The following is a 16776-nucleotide window of genomic DNA, read 5'->3' on the forward strand; positions in this document are numbered from 1 at the left end:
CAAATCCGTTGTCGCGCGGCTGTCGCCGCCGCGACACCGGGCGCAGCGAAAAGCGCGCCCAAAGGCTTCACGCACACAACAACAACTGCCCCGCAAACGGCAGACAACGCGTGAAGCCTGAATTGTCCGGCACAGTCCGGCTCAACCTCCAAGGAGGAGACACATGCAACCCGAACTCGAATCGCGAGTAGCGCGCAAGCTCATGTTACGGATCATTCCGTTCGTGATGCTGCTCTACTTCGTCAGCTTTCTCGATCGCGTCAACGTTGGCTTCGCCGCCATGACGATGAACAAGGCAATCGGTCTTTCGCCGACGGCATTCGGCTTCGGCGGCGGGCTGTTCTTCATCGGCTACTTTCTGTTCGAAGTGCCGTCGAATCTGATCTTGCATCGCGTCGGCGCAAGAATCTGGATCGCGCGCGTGATGGTGACGTGGGGCATCGTGTCGGCGGCTTCGGCGTTCGTCACGGGACCGACCAGCTTCTACGTGTTGCGCTTCGTGCTGGGCGTCGCGGAAGCGGGCTTCTTTCCCGGCATCATCCTGTATCTGAGCCTGTGGTTTCCGGGCAAGCAGCGCGCGGCAGCAGCGGCGTGGTTCATGGCTGCTGCGCCGATCTCGACGGCCATCGGCTCGCCGATCTCCGGCGCGATCATGCAGTTGCCGCCGATGTTCGGGCTCGCCGACTGGCAATTGCTTTACATCATCGAGGCCGTACCCGCCGTCGTGCTCGGCTTCGTCGTGTTGAAGTTTCTGACCGACACGCCGTCGAAAGCGCACTGGCTGAAGGACGACGAGCGCGAATGGTTGATCGCGAAGCTCAAGGCCGAAGCCGACGAGCGTAAAGGTCACGCTGGACATACGGCGGGCGCGCTGAGTGCGTTGCGCGATCCGCGTGTGCTGGCGCTTGCGCTGATCTACTTCGGCACGTCGGCGGGCTTGTATACGCTGGGTCTGTGGGCGCCGCTCATCATCCGGCAATACGGGTTCAGCGCGCTGCAAACGGGCCTACTGACGGGCATTCCGAGCGTGCTGGCCGTGATCGCGATGGTGTTGTGGGCGCGGCACTCCGACCGGACTGAAGAACGCACGTGGCACGTCGTCATTCCTTGCGCGCTGGCGTGTGTCGGCTTCATCTTCGCGGGTCAGGCAGGTACTGCGCTGTTGATCGTGCTTGCACTGGTGGTCGTCAATGTCGGCATCAGCGCGGCGAAGGCGCCGCTGTGGGCGATGCCGAGCATGTTCCTCTCAGGCGCAGGCGCCGCAGCGGGCATCGCGATGATCAATTCGGTCGGCAATCTGGGCGGCTTCGTCGGTCCGTTCGCGATCGGCTGGCTGAAGAACGTGACGGGTGGATACGCAGCGGGTCTGTACGTGGTCGGCGCGACGCTGGCCGTGTCGGCGGCCGTCACGCTGATGCTGAGCCGCAAGGCCGCGCAGCAACCCGCGACGGCCTGCATGCGTCACGATCACTGATCGGTATTAAATGAACACGGGCTGGTCCGACGGAAACGTCACCGGCCCAACCTTCTGATCTTCTCCTTCCCGTCGCCGAACGCCTTGCGGGCCGTCCCCGTAGCCTGCTGCAAATCGCCCTTCAGTTGCTGCGTGCGATTGCCCGTTACCTTGCCGACCACCTCGTTGACCTTGCCCTTCACCTGCTGCGTAACGCCTTTGATCTGATCGCGGTTCATGTCGCTCTCCCTGTCGATTGGCGCACAGGCGCCATCGGAGTTAGTGACATGCAATTCACGCGCCAACGCTTGCTGTAGCCGTGTAGCGCGTTTCAAGCCCGGCACGAAGCGTCTTCATGACAACGCGCCGGTAACTTATACCAACCCATCATTCGACATCCGCCGCGACCCGCTGCGCCGCCCACGTCTCCAGTTCTTCAGCCGATATCGCCGGCGAATACAGGAATCCCTGCAATTCATCACAACCGATGCTACGCAGCGTATTCGCTTCGTCCTCGTTTTCGACGCCCTCCGCGACCACACGCAGACCCAGCTCATGCCCAAGCTCGATGATCGCCTTGATGACAGCGAGATCCGCGGGCGCATCGAGCATGTCGCGAACGAACGCCCGGTCGATCTTCAACCGGTCCAGCGGAAAGCGGTTCAGATAACTAAGGCTCGAATAGCCCGTGCCGAAATCGTCGAGCGACAGCTTCACGCCGAGCGCGCGTATCGCGCGAATCGCGTCGAGATAGTTCTCCGCGCTATCCATCAATACCGTTTCGGTGATTTCGAGTTCCAGCCGCTGCGGCGCGACGCCATGCATCGCGAGACTGCGCCGCAACGTGTCGACGATATCCGCGTCGCGCAACTGGATCGCCGACAGATTGATCGACATGCGCAACTCGCGCATCTCGTCGTCGCGCCAGCGCGCGAGTTGCCGGCACGCTTCTTCGATCACCCATGCGCCGATCGGAATGATCAGCCGCGTCTCTTCGGCGATGGGAATGAACTGTGCCGGCGTCACCGCGCCGAGTTGCGGATGCGTCCAGCGCAGCAAGCCTTCGACACTCACGAGCGCGCCCGTTTGCGCATCGAGACACGGCTGAAAAGCGAGCCGCAGTTCGTGCCGTTCGATAGCTGTGCGCATGCAGGCTTCGAGCGCGAGCCGCTGACGCGCGCGCTCCGCCATATCCGGCGAGAAGAACTTCACGAGGTTGCGCCCCGCTGCCTTCGCCTGATACATCGCGGCATCGGCGTTCTGCATCAGTGTTTCGATGTCCGTGCCGTCGTCGGGATAGAGCGCCACGCCCGCGCTGCACGCAACCTGCAGCGTGACGCCGCCGATCGCATGCGGCTCGCGCACGAGCGGTAGCAGACGTTCGTCGATGGTGCGCGCGACATCGGCCGCGCTGCCCGCGTCGGCGAGAATCATCGTGAACTCGTCGCCGCCCAGGCGGCTCACGGTGTCGCTGCTGCGCACGGCCTGCACGAGACGCCGCGAAACGGAACGCAGCAAGCCATCGCCGATATGATGGCCAAGCGAATCGTTGATGTCCTTGAAGCGGTCGAGGTCGATGAAGAGCACGGCCACGCGTTGTTGAGCCTGCTTCGCGTGTTCGAGCGCCACGCCCAGCCGTTTCGTGAAGAGCGCGCGGTTCGGCAATTCGGTCAGCACGTCGTGCTCGGCGAGAAACTCGATGCGCGCCTCGCTCTTCTTGCGGTCGGTGATGTCGATCAGTGTGCAGATGTAGTGCGACACGCTGCCGCGTTTGTCGCGCACCGCGCTGATCATCAGCCAGGCAGGATAATCGCCGCCTTGTCGCCGCCGGATCTGCGCTTCGCCGTTCCATGAACTGGAGCGGTCGACGAGCGCCGCGAGCGCCGTGATCACCGCGCCGCCATTCGCGCTCGCGACGATGAACGCGGGCGGCTGGCCGGCGATATCTTCCGCACGGTAGCCCGTCGCGCGATAGAACGACGCATTGGCCGTCAGCAGACGCCGTTCTTGATCGAGAATCAGGATCGCTTCGGATGAAGCCTCGAACACCTTCGCCCACAGTTCGAGCCGCTGCTCCATCAGCTTGATCTGGTTGATCGGCGTGAACGCCGTCAGCACGGCGTCGCGGCCCTGGAAGTTCAGACGCCGCGCAGACAGCATAGCCCACGTCGGTTCGGTGCTCGCTTTCCAGCGCACTTCGAATTCGTCGACGGCATCGCGATCGGACAACTGCTGGAAAAAGCGCGCGCGCACCGATGAATCGAGGCCGTACGCCCAGGGGTCGGTCGTCACGCCATTGAGCCAGTACAGTGCGGGCTGGTTTGCGTGCAGCACTTCATGACCGGGCACGGCCGTCACCATCATCGGCACGGGCGTCGATTCGACAAGTGCATGCTGCGCAGCCGATGCGCGCGCCGTCGCCGCGAGCTCCTTCTGCACGTCGCGCTCGCGGTCGAGTTGTTCGAGCATTTCGTTGAAGCCGCGCACCAGTTGACCGATTTCATCCTGACTGTGCCAACTCGCGCGCACGGTGTGATCGCCCGTTCTGCGCACCGTGTCCATCACGCGCGCAAGCTGGCGCAGTGGCCGCGAAATCTGCTGCGCGACGAAATACACCATGCCGAGAATGCTGCATAACAGAAAGAGCGCCGTGCCCAGATGCAGCCACATGCGCGAGAAGAGACCGCGCACGCGCGCGTGCAACAGGTCGTCGAGCTGATCCGCCGTGCTGCGCCACGTATCCTGCACGCTGGCTACGAGCGTCTGCTGCTGCACGTCGACGATCGACAGCAGCGTGGGGTCGACCTCGCCGTTGCTGTCGACGATGATGCGCGCCGCGTGCCGGTACGATTCGACGGCCGTGAGCATGCGCGCCATCGACGGCCCGAGCGTCGAATCGAGCGCGTGATTGGCCGCGCCCGCTTCGGAGAAGTCGGAGCGCAGACCTTGTAGCACGGCATCGAGTTGCCCTTCGAGCACGAGATAGCGCGTGCGCAGTTCGTCGTGCGAGCGCACGGCATGCACGCCTTCGTGCCCTTCGTGTAACTGCCGGCCAATCCGGTTCACGGATTCGAGCAGCGCTGGATAACGCAGGATCGACAGCGACATCGCGTAGTAGCTGTCGAGGTCGGGATCGAGGATCAGGTTCGACTGATTGCCGACGCGAGTCACCAGTTCGCGGCATGCTTCGAGCGCTTCGTTGATTTGTGCGGCAGTGGGCTGCGCTTCGCGCGCCAGCACGTCCAGCGCGGCGCGCACGCGCGCGTTCAGCCCGGCGCTTTCCAGATGCGCGCCGTAGCGCGCTTCCGTGCTGGCGAGATCCGTTTGCGCACTCTTCAGGCGGGCAGCGGGCGGACGCTGTCCCGCGCCCGCCATCGCCACGTCGATCAAGGCATCGCGCACCGTGCCGATATACGCGTTGCCGACGATCTCCTTGTTCGAGAAGTCGATTGAAATGTATTTCTCGTGAATCAGGATGCCGCTGATGTACACCACAGCGGTTAAATCGAGCAGATAGATCAGCAGCAGCTTGCGGCCCACGCGCAGACGCGCAAGCAGACGGAAGAATGGATTGCGCTTCATGGCATGCGCGCCATCGCGTACGACATCGAACGAGTCACACATCACTCCCGGTCAGTGGAAGGTGAAAAACGGGCCCGCACGCCTCGATAAGGCCGCTCGCCACTACGGCATATCGGCGCATCGTATCGCGACTTTAGCGTTTGCTGAATAATCCCTTCGACGGTGCGCGAATGCTGCGCGCAGGTGCAGAAAACAAGGGGTTTTTAGTCGGTTCGCACCAAGGTATGTCACGCGCCGCGCGTATTGCTTGAGCCGCGTCGAGCCTATGCAAGAGGTGGTCCGTACACTCAACGGCAGAGGTCTTCGCCAACACATGAACCGCCAGGCGCAACGCGGGATAGATATGCATCAGCCGTTCATATTCGACTATTGCGTTCGCTAGTTCATGTCGGCGCAACGACTTTCGCGCGAACGTGAAAACGGTTTTGGCTGCATGATATGTGTTCGCATGTGAGCAGATGCACCCGGCTGCGACAAGGAGACGTCATGAACGAAGCGACGGACACGACGCGCGACTTCATCGTTCGCACGATGAACGCCGATGAAGTGAATCTCGCCATCGAATGGGCCGCGCATGAAGGATGGAATCCAGGCTTGCACGATGCGCACGTCTTTCGCGCCGCCGACCCGGACGGGTTCTTGATCGGCGAGTTGCAAGGCGAACCGGTCGGCTCGATTTCAGCTGTCGCCTATGACGCGCATTTCGGCTTCATTGGCCTGTATATCGTCAGGCCGGAGCTTCGCGGCAAGGGACTCGGCATGCGCATCTGGCAGCATGGCATCGCGTATCTCGGCAAGCGCAACGTTGGACTCGATGGCGTGGTCGCGCAGCAACCGAATTACAGGAAGTCGGGATTTCAGCTCGCGTACCGGAACATACGCTTTCAGGGTGTGGCCGAGACCGACGTGACGAACCACCCTTCACTCGTCGATGTGCGCCAGTTGCCTTTCGACAAGCTGGCATCGTATGACCAGCGGTTCTTTCCCGCGCCGCGCGAAGCCTTTCTGCGCGCGTGGATCGATCAACCAGATGCCGTCGCGCTCGCAAGCGTCAGCGAAGGCCATATCAGCGGCTATGGCGTGCTGCGTAGATGCCGCGAGGGACGCAAGATCGGACCGCTATTCGCCGACGACGCGCAAACAGCTGAAGCGCTGTTCACTGCGCTCATCTCGCATTGCCCCGGCGAGACCGTTGCGCTCGACGTGCCCGAACTCAACACAGCCGCCGTCGCGCTCGCCGAACGGCATCGTTTGACGAGCGTGTTCGAAACGGCGCGCATGTACACGAAGCGCGCGCCGGACATACCGCTTGCGCGGCTTTATGGCGTCACGTCTTTCGAACTAGGTTGACGCTTCAATGCTTCGGATCGTAGCGATACACGCCGTGTCCCGTCTTGCGGCCCAGACGCCCGGCCGCCACGAGTTCGCGCAACAGCGGACACGCGCGATATTTCGAGTCGCCAAAATCCTTCAGGAACACATCCATCACCGACAGGCACACGTCCAACCCAATCAGATCCGCGAGCGCGAGCGGCCCGATCGGATGATTCGCGCCGAGACGCATGCCCGCGTCGATCTCTTCCGCGGTCGCAATGCCGTCCGCCAGCACGAAGAACGCCTCATTGATCATCGGCACGAGAATGCGGTTCACCACGAAGCCCGGCGCATTCTTCACGCTGACGGGCGTCTTGCCGAGGCGCTCGGTCAACTCGCGCACCGTGGCCGCCGTATCGTCGCTGGTCTGCACGCCGCGAATCACTTCGACGAGTTGCAGCAACGGCACCGGGTTGAAGAAGTGCATGCCGACGAAACGTTCCGGCTTGCCGAGCGTCGCGGCCAGCGCGGTGATCGAAATGGACGACGTGTTCGAAGCGATAAGCGTCTCGCCGCTCACGACCGATTCGATCTGCCGCAGAATGCGAATTTTCAGTTCGGTGTTTTCGGTTGCCGCTTCGACGACGAGGTCGACGCCTGACAACCGTTGATAGTCGGTCGAGGTCTCGATGCGCGTGAGCGCCGCATCGCGCGCCGCCGCTTCGATCTTGCCCTTCTCGACGAGTTTCGCGAGACTCGACGTGAGCGCCCCGATGCCCTTTTCGAGCGCGGCGTCCGTCACGTCGATCAGCACGACCTTCAGCCCTGCCACCGCCGATACCTGCGCGATGCCGTTGCCCATCGTGCCCGCGCCGACGATGCCGATTGTTTCGATCTTGTTTGCCATTGCTGCTCCTTTCTCCTGATTTGCGCTGAGTCATATCGGTGCGTTGCACTGCACCATGGACGATACGATACCTGTTTCTGGCGCAATGACGTGTGAAAAACGGGTGGCAACCTGTCGCACGGCCCGCCTGCCGGACAAAGCCGCTGGATATATCATCGGAAAAATTTCATTGAAGGCCCCGCCATGCAGCCGGTCGAACTGAACCCGAAACGCAAGCGCGAGAACCCGCTCGTGTGGATTTTCGAACCTCTCGAACGAGACCCCGAGTATTCGCGGGAAAGATTCTTCAACTTTCAAGCGGCGTATCTCGACGGCCTGCTGTATCTCGCAGTGGCAAGCGGCAATGAACCGTGGAACGGGCTAGTGGTGTGTACGTCGCACGACCGGCAAGCGGGCTTGCTGGAGGACTTCCCTGTGCTCGCGCCGCATCCCGTGCTCGGCAAGTGGCTGTATGTGTCGCAGACGCACCCCGAGTTCGAAACGGTCGCGCACGAAATGGTTGCGCTTGCACGCGAGCGCGACCCGCGCATGGGCGTGCTGCCCGGCAAGCGCAAGCGGTCGCCCGATGTCGTCGAGATGAAGTCCTCGTCGCGGAAGAAAAAGGCGCAGTAGCGCTTTCCCGCGGTACGCTCCGCCCTCCTTTTGCGAAGCCGAAGTTGCCGCCGAAGGCGTTGGCGGAGGTTGGGACGCGGCAGACTGGTAGTTGCGTTTTTGCGCAGGCAAAAAAACGCCGAAGCAATGCACCCTTACTTCCACCCTTCGAGCCGGAGCGTCGCCCGCACCAGCCGCTGCTCTTCCTGTTCGATTTCCTGCAGGCTTTCGCGCACGCCGTCGATATGATCCGCAGCGGCCCGATAGGCCTGCTCGGGCAGCTTGCCCGTCACCGCGTTATAGAGCCGCGCATGCTGCCGGTCGATCCGCTTGCGATGCGGCTGCCGGTGATAAAGATTGTTCACGGACGCGAACACCGAACTCAGCAGCAGCTCCGTCAGCGAGCGCAAGGTATGCACGAGCACCGGGTTGTGCGACGCCTCGCAGATCGCGAGATGAAACGCATGATCGAGACGCGCATGCGTCGCCGGATCGGTTTCGGCATTGTGCGCGGCGAGCATTTCCTCGTAGCGGCGCGTGATCATCATGTAGTCGGCGGGCGTGCCGCGCAACGCGGCCAGACGCGCCGACTCGGCTTCGAGCATGCCGCGCACTTCGAACAGGTCGTAGAGCGTGCGCGGCTGCGAAGCGAGCAGATGCATCAATGGCGATTGCGGCGGCTGCGCGGTCAGGTTCGCGACGAACGACCCCTTGCCATGCGCCGTTTCGATGATGCCCCGCGCGCGCAGCAGCTTCAGCCCTTCGCGCAAAGCCGTTCTCGATACGCCGAGCTTGTCCGTCAGGCGACGCTCCGATGGCAGCGCCTGCCCCGACCTCAGCACGCCGTCGACGATCAGCCTTTCGATGCGCTCCGCGACCACATCGGCAATCTTGCGATCGGACTGTTTGGTGGGGTTTTCCGGTTCGGAAATCACTGGTATGACCACTTGTCGGACAGGTTCTGGATGCGGTCGATGATAACGCCAATTCCCATTGCACGCCTGCTTCAGCACATCCTGCATGGTTTCGTGGAAATCAAAAAACTGGTACGACCACTCGCCGCGTCCATCGACAGCGATACACGAAACGGGAACAATCGGCGGCAACACGGATATGCGGCGCATGACACAGCAACCGCGCCCACGGAGACACCCCATGAGCTACGCCTACGACGAACGGATCGACGGCCCACTACCCTCGCATGACAAGGCCGCGCTGGTCGCCGAGCTTCAGCGTCTCGTGCCCTCGATGCAACTGCTGCACGACAACGAAGATCTGCGCCCATTCGAATGCGACGGCCTCGCCGCGTATCGCACGACGCCGATGATGGTCGCGCTGCCCGATTCGATCGAGCAGGTGCAGGCGCTGCTGAGATTCGCGGCTGCGCGCAAGGTGCCTGTCATCGCGCGCGGCGCGGGCACGGGTCTGTCGGGCGGCGCGCTGCCGCTCGAACAGGGCATCCTGCTCGTGATGGCGCGCTTCAACCGCATCTTGCACATCGACCCCGAGGCGTCGATTGCGCGCGTGCAGCCCGGTGTGCGCAATCTCGCGATCTCGCAGGCGGCGGCGATTCACGGTCTTTACTATGCGCCCGATCCGTCGTCGCAGATCGCCTGCTCGATTGGCGGCAATGTCGCCGAGAACGCGGGCGGCGTGCATTGCCTGAAATACGGCCTGACCGTACACAACATCCTGAAGCTCGAAGTGCTGACCATCGATGGCGAGCATCTGACGATCGGGTCCGAAGCGCTCGACTCGCCCGGCTTCGATCTGCTCGCGCTGCTGACGGGTTCCGAAGGGATGCTCGGCATCGTCACGGAAGTCACCGTCAAGCTGCTGACCAAACCGCAAAGCGCGAAGGTTCTGCTCGCGAGCTTCGACGATGTCGAGAAAGCGGGCGCGGCCGTCGCGCAGATCATCGGCGCGGGCGTGATTCCGGGCGGCCTCGAAATGATGGACAACCTCGCGATCCGCGCCGCCGAAGACTTCATCCATGCGGGCTATCCCATCGATGCCGAAGCGATCCTGCTGTGCGAACTCGACGGCGCGGAAGCGGACGTACAGGAAGACTGCGATCGCGTCGGCGCAATACTGCGCGAAGCGGGCGCGACGGGCATCCGCATCGCGAAGGATGAAGCCGAACGCCAGCGCTTCTGGGCCGGTCGCAAGAATGCGTTTCCCGCCGTGGGTCGCATCTCGCCGGACTACTACTGCATGGACGGCACGATTCCACGCCGCGAACTTGCGCGCGTGCTGCGCGGCATCGCGGATCTGTCGAACGAATATGGCCTGCGCGTCGCGAACGTTTTCCATGCGGGCGACGGCAACATGCATCCGCTCATTTTGTTCGACGCCAACGCGCCCGGCGAAATGGAGCGCGCCGAAACGCTTGGCGCGAAGATTCTCGAACTGTGTGTCGAAGTGGGCGGCAGCATCACGGGCGAGCACGGCGTGGGACGGGAGAAGATCAATCAGATGTGCGTGCAATTCAGCAGCGAGGAACTCACGCTGTTCCATTCGCTGAAGGCCGCTTTCGATCCCGATGGTCTGCTCAATCCCGGCAAGAACATTCCCACGCTGCATCGCTGCGCCGAACACGGCGCAATGCATATTCATCACGGCAAGCTGCCGTTTCCCGAGCTGGAGCGCTTCTGATGCGACGCGAATTCGATTCGATGGACGACAGCGCGCGTCTCGTCGCGCAAGTGCAGCGAGCGATCGCGCAGCACACGCCTTTGCGCATTCGCGGCAGCGACAGCAAGCGTTTTCTCGGCCGCGACGTGCAAGGCGAAGAACTCGACACGCGCTCGCATCGCGGCATCGTCGCGTATGACCCGACCGAGTTGGTGATCACCGCACGCGCCGGGACACCGCTCGTCGAACTGAATGCCGCGCTTGATGACGCTGATCAGATGCTGCCGTGCGAGCCGCCGCTTTTCGATGGCAAAGGCACGCTTGGCGGCGCGGTCGCGACTGGCCTTTCAGGTCCGCGCCGTCCGTGGGCGGGATCGATGCGGGACTTCGTGCTCGGCTGCCGCGTGATTACGGGCGACGGCGATCATCTGCGCTTTGGCGGTCAGGTGATGAAGAACGTCGCGGGCTATGACATGTCGCGTCTGCTCGCGGGCAGCTTCGGCTCGCTCGGCGTGTTGACGGAAGTGTCGCTGAAAGTGCTGCCGAAACCACGCGAGCGCCGCAGCTTCGCGCTCACACTCGGTGCCGTTGAAGCGATGCGCGAACTGTCGGCATGGCGCAAGGCCGCGCTGCCTGTGAGCGGCGCATGTTATGTCGATGGCAAGTTGCATGTGCGGCTCGAAGGCGGAAGCGGATCGGTGAAGTCGGCCGTGGATCGGATCGGCGGAGAAGAAATCGACTGTGCGTTCTGGGATGCGCTGCGCGATCATCGCCTGCCGTTCTTCGCGGACACGCGTGCGTTGTGGCGTTTGTCGCTGCCGAACGCGACGCCGTTGATGCCCTTGCCCGGCGACGCGCTGCTCGACTGGGCGGGCGCACAGCGCTGGCTCAAGAGCGATGCGGCCGCCGCTGAAATCCGTCAGCTCGCGCATGCGGCAGGCGGTCATGCTACCTGCTTCACGCCGTCGCCTGATCGCGAGCCGTTCCAGCCGCTCGCCGCGCCGCTGCTGCGCTATCAGCATCAATTGAAACGCCGCCTCGATCCGAGTGGCGTGCTGAACCCTGGCCGACTGTACGCCGATCTCTGAAGCGAGCGCGATCATGCAAACGAATCTCGACTCTCACGCGAAAGCCCTGCCCGATGCAGCGGAAGCGGAAAGCATCCTGCGCTCGTGTGTCCATTGCGGCTTCTGCAATGCGACGTGCCCGACGTATCAACTGCTTGGCAATGAACTCGACGGACCGCGCGGGCGCATCTATCTGATCAAGCAACTGCTCGAAGGCGAAGCTGTCAGCGACAAGACGCAATTGCATCTGGACCGATGTCTGACTTGCCGCAATTGCGAAACGACGTGTCCGTCGGGCGTTACGTATCACCGGCTACTCGATATTGGGCGCGCCGAACTCGAGCGTCGCGTGGAGCGGCCTGTCGGCGAGCGGCTGACGCGCAAGGGTTTGCGGACGGTGATTCCGCGGCCTGCTGTGTTCGATGCACTGCTCAAGACGGGGCGCGCTTTGCGGCCGTTGTTGCCTGCCAGCGTGCAGGTGAAGATTCCGGCGCGTGCCGCCGTGCCGGCGAAGGCGCGTCCCGCGTTGCGTCATGCACGTCGCGTGCTGATGCTCGAAGGTTGTGTGCAGAGTTCGTTGTCGCCGAATACGAATGCGGCTGCGGCGCGGGTGCTCGATCGGCTTGGGATTAGCGTGATGTCTGTTCGCGAAGCGGGCTGCTGTGGCGCGACTGACTATCATCTGAATGCGCAGGACGCTGGGCTTGATCGGGCGCGGCGTAATATCGATGCGTGGTGGCCTGCGATCGAAGCCGGTGCCGAAGCCGTCGTGCAGACGGCGAGCGGCTGCGGCGCGTTCGTGAAGGAATATGGGCATCTGTTGCGTAATGATGCGCTTTATGCGGCGAAGGCCGCGCGCGTGAGTGCGATGGCGCTTGATCTCGTCGAGGTGCTGGCTAAGGAGCCGCTCGATGTATTGCAGCCTGCTGATGATGCTGTCGCGATGCGTGTCGCGTTTCACTGTCCTTGTACGTTGCAGCATGCGCAGAAGCTTGGTGGCGCGGTGGAGAGTGTGCTGACTCGGCTGGGCTTCGATCTTTCCGCTGTGCCCGATGCGCATCTTTGCTGCGGCTCAGCGGGAACGTACTCGATTACGCAGCCTGAACTTGCGCAGAAGTTGCGCGATAACAAGATGGCTGCGCTTGAAAGTGGTAAGCCGGATGTCATCGCGACCGCGAATGTCGGTTGCCAGATGCATCTGGATGGAGCTGGGAAGACGCAGGTGCGTCACTGGATTGAGTTGGTCGAGGAAGCTTTGGATGTTTAAGGGTTTTGCGCTACGCGCTGTAGATCGGTTCTAGTTGTGCGCCTCGGTGCTTTTGCAGGCATCCGTGAGGGGGTGTTTGCTGTGCAAGCGGTTTGGTTTTTTGCCTTTGCGCTGGCATCCGCGTTTTGTTATCTAGCTTCACGCGTCGCCCCTGTGCGGGGCGGCATGTCTTTTCGCTGGCATCCGCGATTTGCCTTTGCGCTGGCATCCGCGATTTGTTAGCGTGCTTCAGGCGTCGCCCCTGTGCGGGGCGGCACCTACTTTTCTTTGCCGCCGCAAAGAAAAGTAGGCAAAAGAAAGCGGCTCACACCGCCAGTTCTAGTTGCTGCCTGAGGGCCCCCAAAGGTTCTTACGCTTCACACGGCAACCACGTGACCCACGTTCGTTGCCAGCGCTCTTGCGGTGCGCCTCACCCGCTTCACGCTCTCGCACTACAGCACGCCGTGCCAGTTATGCCACGGCCGCCCAGGTGGCAAACTGTGTGTCGGCCCCTTGTGCTCCACACGCCTCACTTCGGACCGATAGCGCACGCCTCGATGTAAGAGCGCGGAGCTATACGCCGCGACAACCTACACACAGTTTGCCACCTGGGCGGCACATACCATTCGCTGCCGTTTGCCCGAGTACGGGTATTCGAAGCGGGTGAGGCGCTCATTCGAAGCGTTGGCAACCAACGCGAACAGAAATGCTGCCGTGTGAAGCGTAGGAACCTTTGGGGGCCCTCAGGCAAACACTAGAACTGGCGGTGTGAGCCGCTTTCTTTTGCCTACTTTTCTTTGCGGCGGCAAAGAAAAGTAGGTGCCGCCCCGCACAGGGGCGACGCTTGAACCACGCTAACAAATCGCGGATGCCAGCGCAAAGGCAAACCCACAGGGGCGACGCATGCAGCACGAAGGCAATACGCGGATGCCCGCGCAAGAACAAGCAAACCAAACCCAACACCCCGCGTCGCCGCACGCGATCCTTTAGCGGCAAACCATGTATAGGCCGTCGCGCCGCACAAGCGCCACTTCGAATCGAAAAGCGCGAGGGCGTCGCGTTCAAACGCCCGGTGGCATCGCCGCGAGCCGTTCCACTGATATCCGCAGCCCGTCGAAGATACGCTCGGCCACACGCTCGGGGAAACCGGCTGGCATCGCGGCGGCGACCGCATCTATGGCCGTGGGCGTTGCATCGATCAATCGGCCTATCAACGGCTCGGCGTCAGACCCGTAGAAACAACGCGCCGCCATCGCGTTGAAGTTACGGCGCTGGATATCCTTCATCAGATAGTGCCGGTTCTTACCGGCCACCGCCATCGCGAGCTTCGCCTTGTGCCACGACCATTGATTGCCGCCGTCCCCTTCAACCGGCCAGATCGACATGATGTCGTACAGCGGCGTCAGCGCATAACGCCCGCCCGGCATCAGATGCACGCTGAAGTTCTTCGCGTGGCCGTCCGGTGCCGCCAGCATCCAGAACAGAATCTGCGCGCTGAGGAAGGTCTCGAGGTCGGCGTCGGGTCGCTCCGATTGACGCAGCACACCCGCAATGTCGATCATGCCGGGACCGCCATCCGCTTCATATCGCTGATGCGAGGGCTTGCCCAGCACCTGGCAAAAGTCCTCCTGCGGTAGCCGCAAGATCCATTTCTTCGAAGGATGAAGCCGCCGGTCGAAGCGCTCGACGGCCAGCACTTTCTGGTCGCCAAAGTTCAGGATGTCCGCATTCGGTGCGGGCAAGCCGAACGCCCTGAACAGCGCGAGACATAGCCACTCGTTTTCAACGGACGTCGTCCAGTCCGCCTTCTTGTTGCCAACGAGTCCGAGCGGCAACTTGAAGATGTGCGTCGTGGGCGTTGCGCCGTGTGGGCGCATCCACTTTTTCTTGTGCCATAGAAATGCGGTCTTTTCCTGCGCGCCCGCGAGCGAGATGCGAAAGTCGTCGTATTCGTCGTCGCGCCCCGCCCCCGGACCGCCCGACGTAACCGTGCGCGCGAGCATCTCGGCGATCTCGTCGTCCGACATCGGCGTGCCTTCGATACGGTCGAATCCTTCCGGCTGCGCATCCTCGGCAAGCAGTTGCGCCGCGCCCACGCAATCCCGGCCGATGGCTTCGAGCAGGTCGAAGGCGTCGGCCGTGGCCGTCCTGAAGCGGGTGGCAAGACGCCGGCGGATCGGCTCGCTGTCGGGCAGCAGATTGTCGAAGTAGTTGCGTACGCGCTCGCCGCGCAACGGCGCATCGTCGATGCCGAACGGCAGCGAGAGCGACAGCGGCCTCCCGGCAGGCGATGCCATCCAGTCGCGGTCGTACTGAAACTCCATGTCGCCGCGCGATGGAATGCGCCATGTGCCGACCCGCAGACCATTGGTCCACACCGACAGCGCGCGTGCATGAGACGGGCGGCCCATGGCTACCAGTTCTCCTGGGTCGGCGCCGCGCTGGCGGGCCGTGTCTGCACGCTCAGTTCGAGGCCGTACATGGCCAGCAACGCGAAAAGCTGCTCCGAGGTGATCGAGTCGGGATTGAGTTCGATCGCGGAGAGCCGGCTTTGGCTCAAGCCCACGCGCGACGCAGCCTGGGCCTGCGAAAGCCCTTTCGCGCGCCTTGCAGTGCGCAGGATCTGGCCAAGCTGGTGCGGATTGATCAACGTGCGTTTCATCGCGGGGCGCCTATACAGGTTACCTGTTTGGCAGGTAAATGTATTTTACGCGTATGGCGGGTATTTGCAAATTAGTTGTGTGACGGGTAAGGGGCAGTGATAAAAGCGTTACCGCGACATATCGCGGACGTTCATGTTTTCCGCGGCCCCGCCGATATACAAGTGACCGGGAAACGCATGCTTTACGCCCGTGAAACCCACAGAGCCAAGTGATGGACCACCAATCGAATGAAGCCCGCACGACCCTGACCAGTTCAAACCAGTTCGAACTGCTCCTTTTCAGGCTCGGCACCGTGCCGGGCGACAGCGCGCACGAGCTGTACGGTATCAACGTGTTCAAGGTCCGCGAAATTCTCACGATGCCGGTCATCACGCCCATCGTTGGCGCGTCCCGCTGTGTGATGGGCGCGGTCAACATTCGCGGGCAGATCATCCCGGTGGTGGACCTGCCGAAGCTTATGGGCTGCGAACCCACGCGTGGCCTGAACATCCTGCTCGTTACCGAGTTCGCCCGCACGACGCAGGGGTTCGCTGTGCAGGAAGTGGACGACATCGTGCGACTGGACTGGAATCAGGTGCTTCCGGCTGAGGCGGCGGCCGGGTCGGGGCTCGTCACCAGCATTGCCAGGATCGACGGCAACACGGGGGATTCGCGCCTGGCTCAGGTGGTTGACGTCGAGCAGGTCTTGCGTGACGTGCTTCCCGCCCATCAGCATGAACCGGCGGCCCCGGAAACGGCCGCGTTTCAGGTGCCGCCGGGCACCCGAATCCTCGCAGCGGACGACTCGGGACTCGCGCGCACAATGATTCAGCAGGCGCTCGGCGACATCGGCGCCGAATGCATCATGGCCAAGACGGGCGAGGAAGCGTGGCAGATCCTCGTCAAGCTCGCCGATGAAGCAAAGCGGAACAAAACACGCTTGCGCGATGCCGTATCGATGGTGCTCACCGACCTGGAGATGCCCGAAGTGGATGGCTTCACGCTGACGCGGCGTATCAGGGCGGACGAACGCACACGGGATATTCCCGTCGTGATCCATTCGTCGCTTACAGGCGCGGCAAATGAAGCGCACGTGCGAAACGCGGGCGCCAACGGCTATGTGGCCAAGTTCCAGGCTGCAGAACTGGCAGAGACCATTCGGCACGCGATCGGCGCGTGATCTGACTGCTAAAGGCGCTGGCCGTGCGGACATTCTCTCTGGAGTGAACCGCACGAAGAACCAACGCGTCAAATAGCTGGCCGAGACTTTGGGCGTACTATTGTGAGTGACATCGGTGAGTGACATCGATCGACACGCTGGAACTCATCGTGTCCCTGTC

Annotated in this window: 13 protein-coding genes; 7 read left to right on the forward strand and 6 right to left on the reverse strand. The window is 62.5% G+C overall.

The window, feature by feature from the left end; all coding sequences use genetic code 11:
• Positions 1-163 precede the first annotated feature (163 nt).
• Positions 164-1474, forward strand: coding sequence for an MFS transporter (locus C2L65_RS38300; protein WP_042305522.1), 1311 nt, complete (start codon positions 164-166; stop codon positions 1472-1474).
• A gap of 38 nt (positions 1475-1512) precedes the next feature.
• Here C2L65_RS38300 and C2L65_RS38305 read toward each other — a convergent pair whose 3' ends face one another.
• Together C2L65_RS38305 and C2L65_RS38310 are read right to left on the reverse strand one after the other, a co-directional pair.
• Positions 1513-1692 carry a CsbD family protein gene (locus C2L65_RS38305; RefSeq protein WP_042305521.1) on the reverse strand — a complete coding sequence of 60 codons (180 nt, stop codon included), beginning with the start codon at positions 1690-1692 and terminating at the stop codon, positions 1513-1515.
• Between the two features lie 148 nt (positions 1693-1840).
• Positions 1841-5035 (reverse strand): EAL domain-containing protein, encoded by a 3195-nt coding sequence (locus C2L65_RS38310; RefSeq protein ID WP_042305530.1) that lies wholly within the window; start codon positions 5033-5035, stop codon positions 1841-1843.
• A 486-nt stretch (positions 5036-5521) separates the two neighbouring features.
• Here C2L65_RS38310 and C2L65_RS38315 point away from each other — a divergent pair, with 486 nt between their 5' ends.
• Positions 5522-6385: a GNAT family N-acetyltransferase gene (locus C2L65_RS38315; RefSeq protein ID WP_042305520.1), complete on the forward strand. Its 864-nt coding sequence runs from the start codon at positions 5522-5524 to the stop codon at positions 6383-6385.
• A gap of 4 nt (positions 6386-6389) precedes the next feature.
• On the opposite strand, the gene C2L65_RS38320 is transcribed toward C2L65_RS38315, so the two are convergent.
• Positions 6390-7256: a 3-hydroxybutyryl-CoA dehydrogenase gene (locus C2L65_RS38320; protein ID WP_042305519.1), complete on the reverse strand. Its 867-nt coding sequence runs from the start codon at positions 7254-7256 to the stop codon at positions 6390-6392.
• Between the two features lie 183 nt (positions 7257-7439).
• On the opposite strand from C2L65_RS38320, the gene C2L65_RS38325 reads away from it, so the two are divergent.
• The gene (locus C2L65_RS38325) at positions 7440-7868 is read left to right on the forward strand and encodes a hypothetical protein (protein ID WP_042305518.1); all 429 of its coding nucleotides are present in this window, start codon (positions 7440-7442) and stop codon (positions 7866-7868) included.
• A 134-nt stretch (positions 7869-8002) separates the two neighbouring features.
• Here C2L65_RS38325 and glcC read toward each other — a convergent pair whose 3' ends face one another.
• Positions 8003-8794 (reverse strand): transcriptional regulator GlcC, encoded by a 792-nt coding sequence (gene glcC, locus C2L65_RS38330; RefSeq protein ID WP_042305529.1) that lies wholly within the window; start codon positions 8792-8794, stop codon positions 8003-8005.
• A 208-nt stretch (positions 8795-9002) separates the two neighbouring features.
• On the opposite strand from glcC, the gene glcD reads away from it, so the two are divergent.
• The 3 genes from glcD to glcF are packed head-to-tail and all read left to right on the forward strand — an operon-like array spanning position 9003 to position 12815.
• On the forward strand, positions 9003-10502 hold the full coding sequence (gene glcD, locus C2L65_RS38335) for a glycolate oxidase subunit GlcD (protein WP_042305517.1): 1500 nt from the start codon (positions 9003-9005) through the stop codon (positions 10500-10502).
• A complete protein-coding gene (glcE, locus tag C2L65_RS38340) occupies positions 10502-11569 on the forward strand; it encodes a glycolate oxidase subunit GlcE (RefSeq protein WP_042305516.1) in 1068 nt (355 codons plus the stop codon). Before glcD ends, glcE begins: the two co-directional genes overlap by 1 nt.
• A 13-nt stretch (positions 11570-11582) precedes the next feature.
• Positions 11583-12815, forward strand: a complete 1233-nt coding sequence (gene glcF / locus C2L65_RS38345; RefSeq protein WP_042305515.1) for a glycolate oxidase subunit GlcF — start codon at positions 11583-11585, stop codon at positions 12813-12815.
• 1040 nt (positions 12816-13855) lie between these two features.
• Here the strand turns inward: glcF and C2L65_RS38350 are convergent.
• Positions 13856-15205 carry a type II toxin-antitoxin system HipA family toxin gene (locus C2L65_RS38350; protein ID WP_042305513.1) on the reverse strand — a complete coding sequence of 450 codons (1350 nt, stop codon included), beginning with the start codon at positions 15203-15205 and terminating at the stop codon, positions 13856-13858.
• A gap of 2 nt (positions 15206-15207) precedes the next feature.
• Positions 15208-15456, reverse strand: a complete 249-nt coding sequence (locus tag C2L65_RS38355) for a helix-turn-helix domain-containing protein (RefSeq protein ID WP_042305512.1) — start codon at positions 15454-15456, stop codon at positions 15208-15210.
• A 212-nt stretch (positions 15457-15668) separates the two neighbouring features.
• Between C2L65_RS38355 and C2L65_RS38360 the strand changes: the two genes are divergently transcribed.
• On the forward strand, positions 15669-16616 hold the full coding sequence (locus C2L65_RS38360) for a chemotaxis protein (RefSeq protein WP_042305511.1): 948 nt from the start codon (positions 15669-15671) through the stop codon (positions 16614-16616).
• Positions 16617-16776 lie beyond the last annotated feature (160 nt).

Origin of the sequence: Paraburkholderia terrae (assembly GCF_002902925.1) — a bacterium.
GTDB classification, from domain to species: Bacteria; Pseudomonadota; Gammaproteobacteria; order Burkholderiales; family Burkholderiaceae; genus Paraburkholderia; species Paraburkholderia terrae.

Excerpts from the sequence above, each read along its gene's own strand:
- glcE (WP_042305516.1), top strand. The coding sequence starts at position 10,502 with ATGCGACGCGAATTCGATTCGATGGACGACAGCGCGCGTCTCGTCGCG.
- glcF (WP_042305515.1), top strand. The coding sequence starts at position 11,583 with ATGCAAACGAATCTCGACTCTCACGCGAAAGCCCTGCCCGATGCAGCG.
- glcD (WP_042305517.1), top strand. The coding sequence starts at position 9,003 with ATGAGCTACGCCTACGACGAACGGATCGACGGCCCACTACCCTCGCAT.
- C2L65_RS38310 (WP_042305530.1), bottom strand. The coding sequence starts at position 5,035 with ATGAAGCGCAATCCATTCTTCCGTCTGCTTGCGCGTCTGCGCGTGGGC.
- C2L65_RS38315 (WP_042305520.1), top strand. The coding sequence starts at position 5,522 with ATGAACGAAGCGACGGACACGACGCGCGACTTCATCGTTCGCACGATG.
- C2L65_RS38320 (WP_042305519.1), bottom strand. The coding sequence starts at position 7,256 with ATGGCAAACAAGATCGAAACAATCGGCATCGTCGGCGCGGGCACGATG.
- C2L65_RS38305 (WP_042305521.1), bottom strand. The coding sequence starts at position 1,692 with ATGAACCGCGATCAGATCAAAGGCGTTACGCAGCAGGTGAAGGGCAAG.
- C2L65_RS38355 (WP_042305512.1), bottom strand. The coding sequence starts at position 15,456 with ATGAAACGCACGTTGATCAATCCGCACCAGCTTGGCCAGATCCTGCGC.
- C2L65_RS38325 (WP_042305518.1), top strand. The coding sequence starts at position 7,440 with ATGCAGCCGGTCGAACTGAACCCGAAACGCAAGCGCGAGAACCCGCTC.
- C2L65_RS38300 (WP_042305522.1), top strand. The coding sequence starts at position 164 with ATGCAACCCGAACTCGAATCGCGAGTAGCGCGCAAGCTCATGTTACGG.
- C2L65_RS38350 (WP_042305513.1), bottom strand. The coding sequence starts at position 15,205 with ATGGGCCGCCCGTCTCATGCACGCGCGCTGTCGGTGTGGACCAATGGT.
- C2L65_RS38360 (WP_042305511.1), top strand. The coding sequence starts at position 15,669 with ATGGACCACCAATCGAATGAAGCCCGCACGACCCTGACCAGTTCAAAC.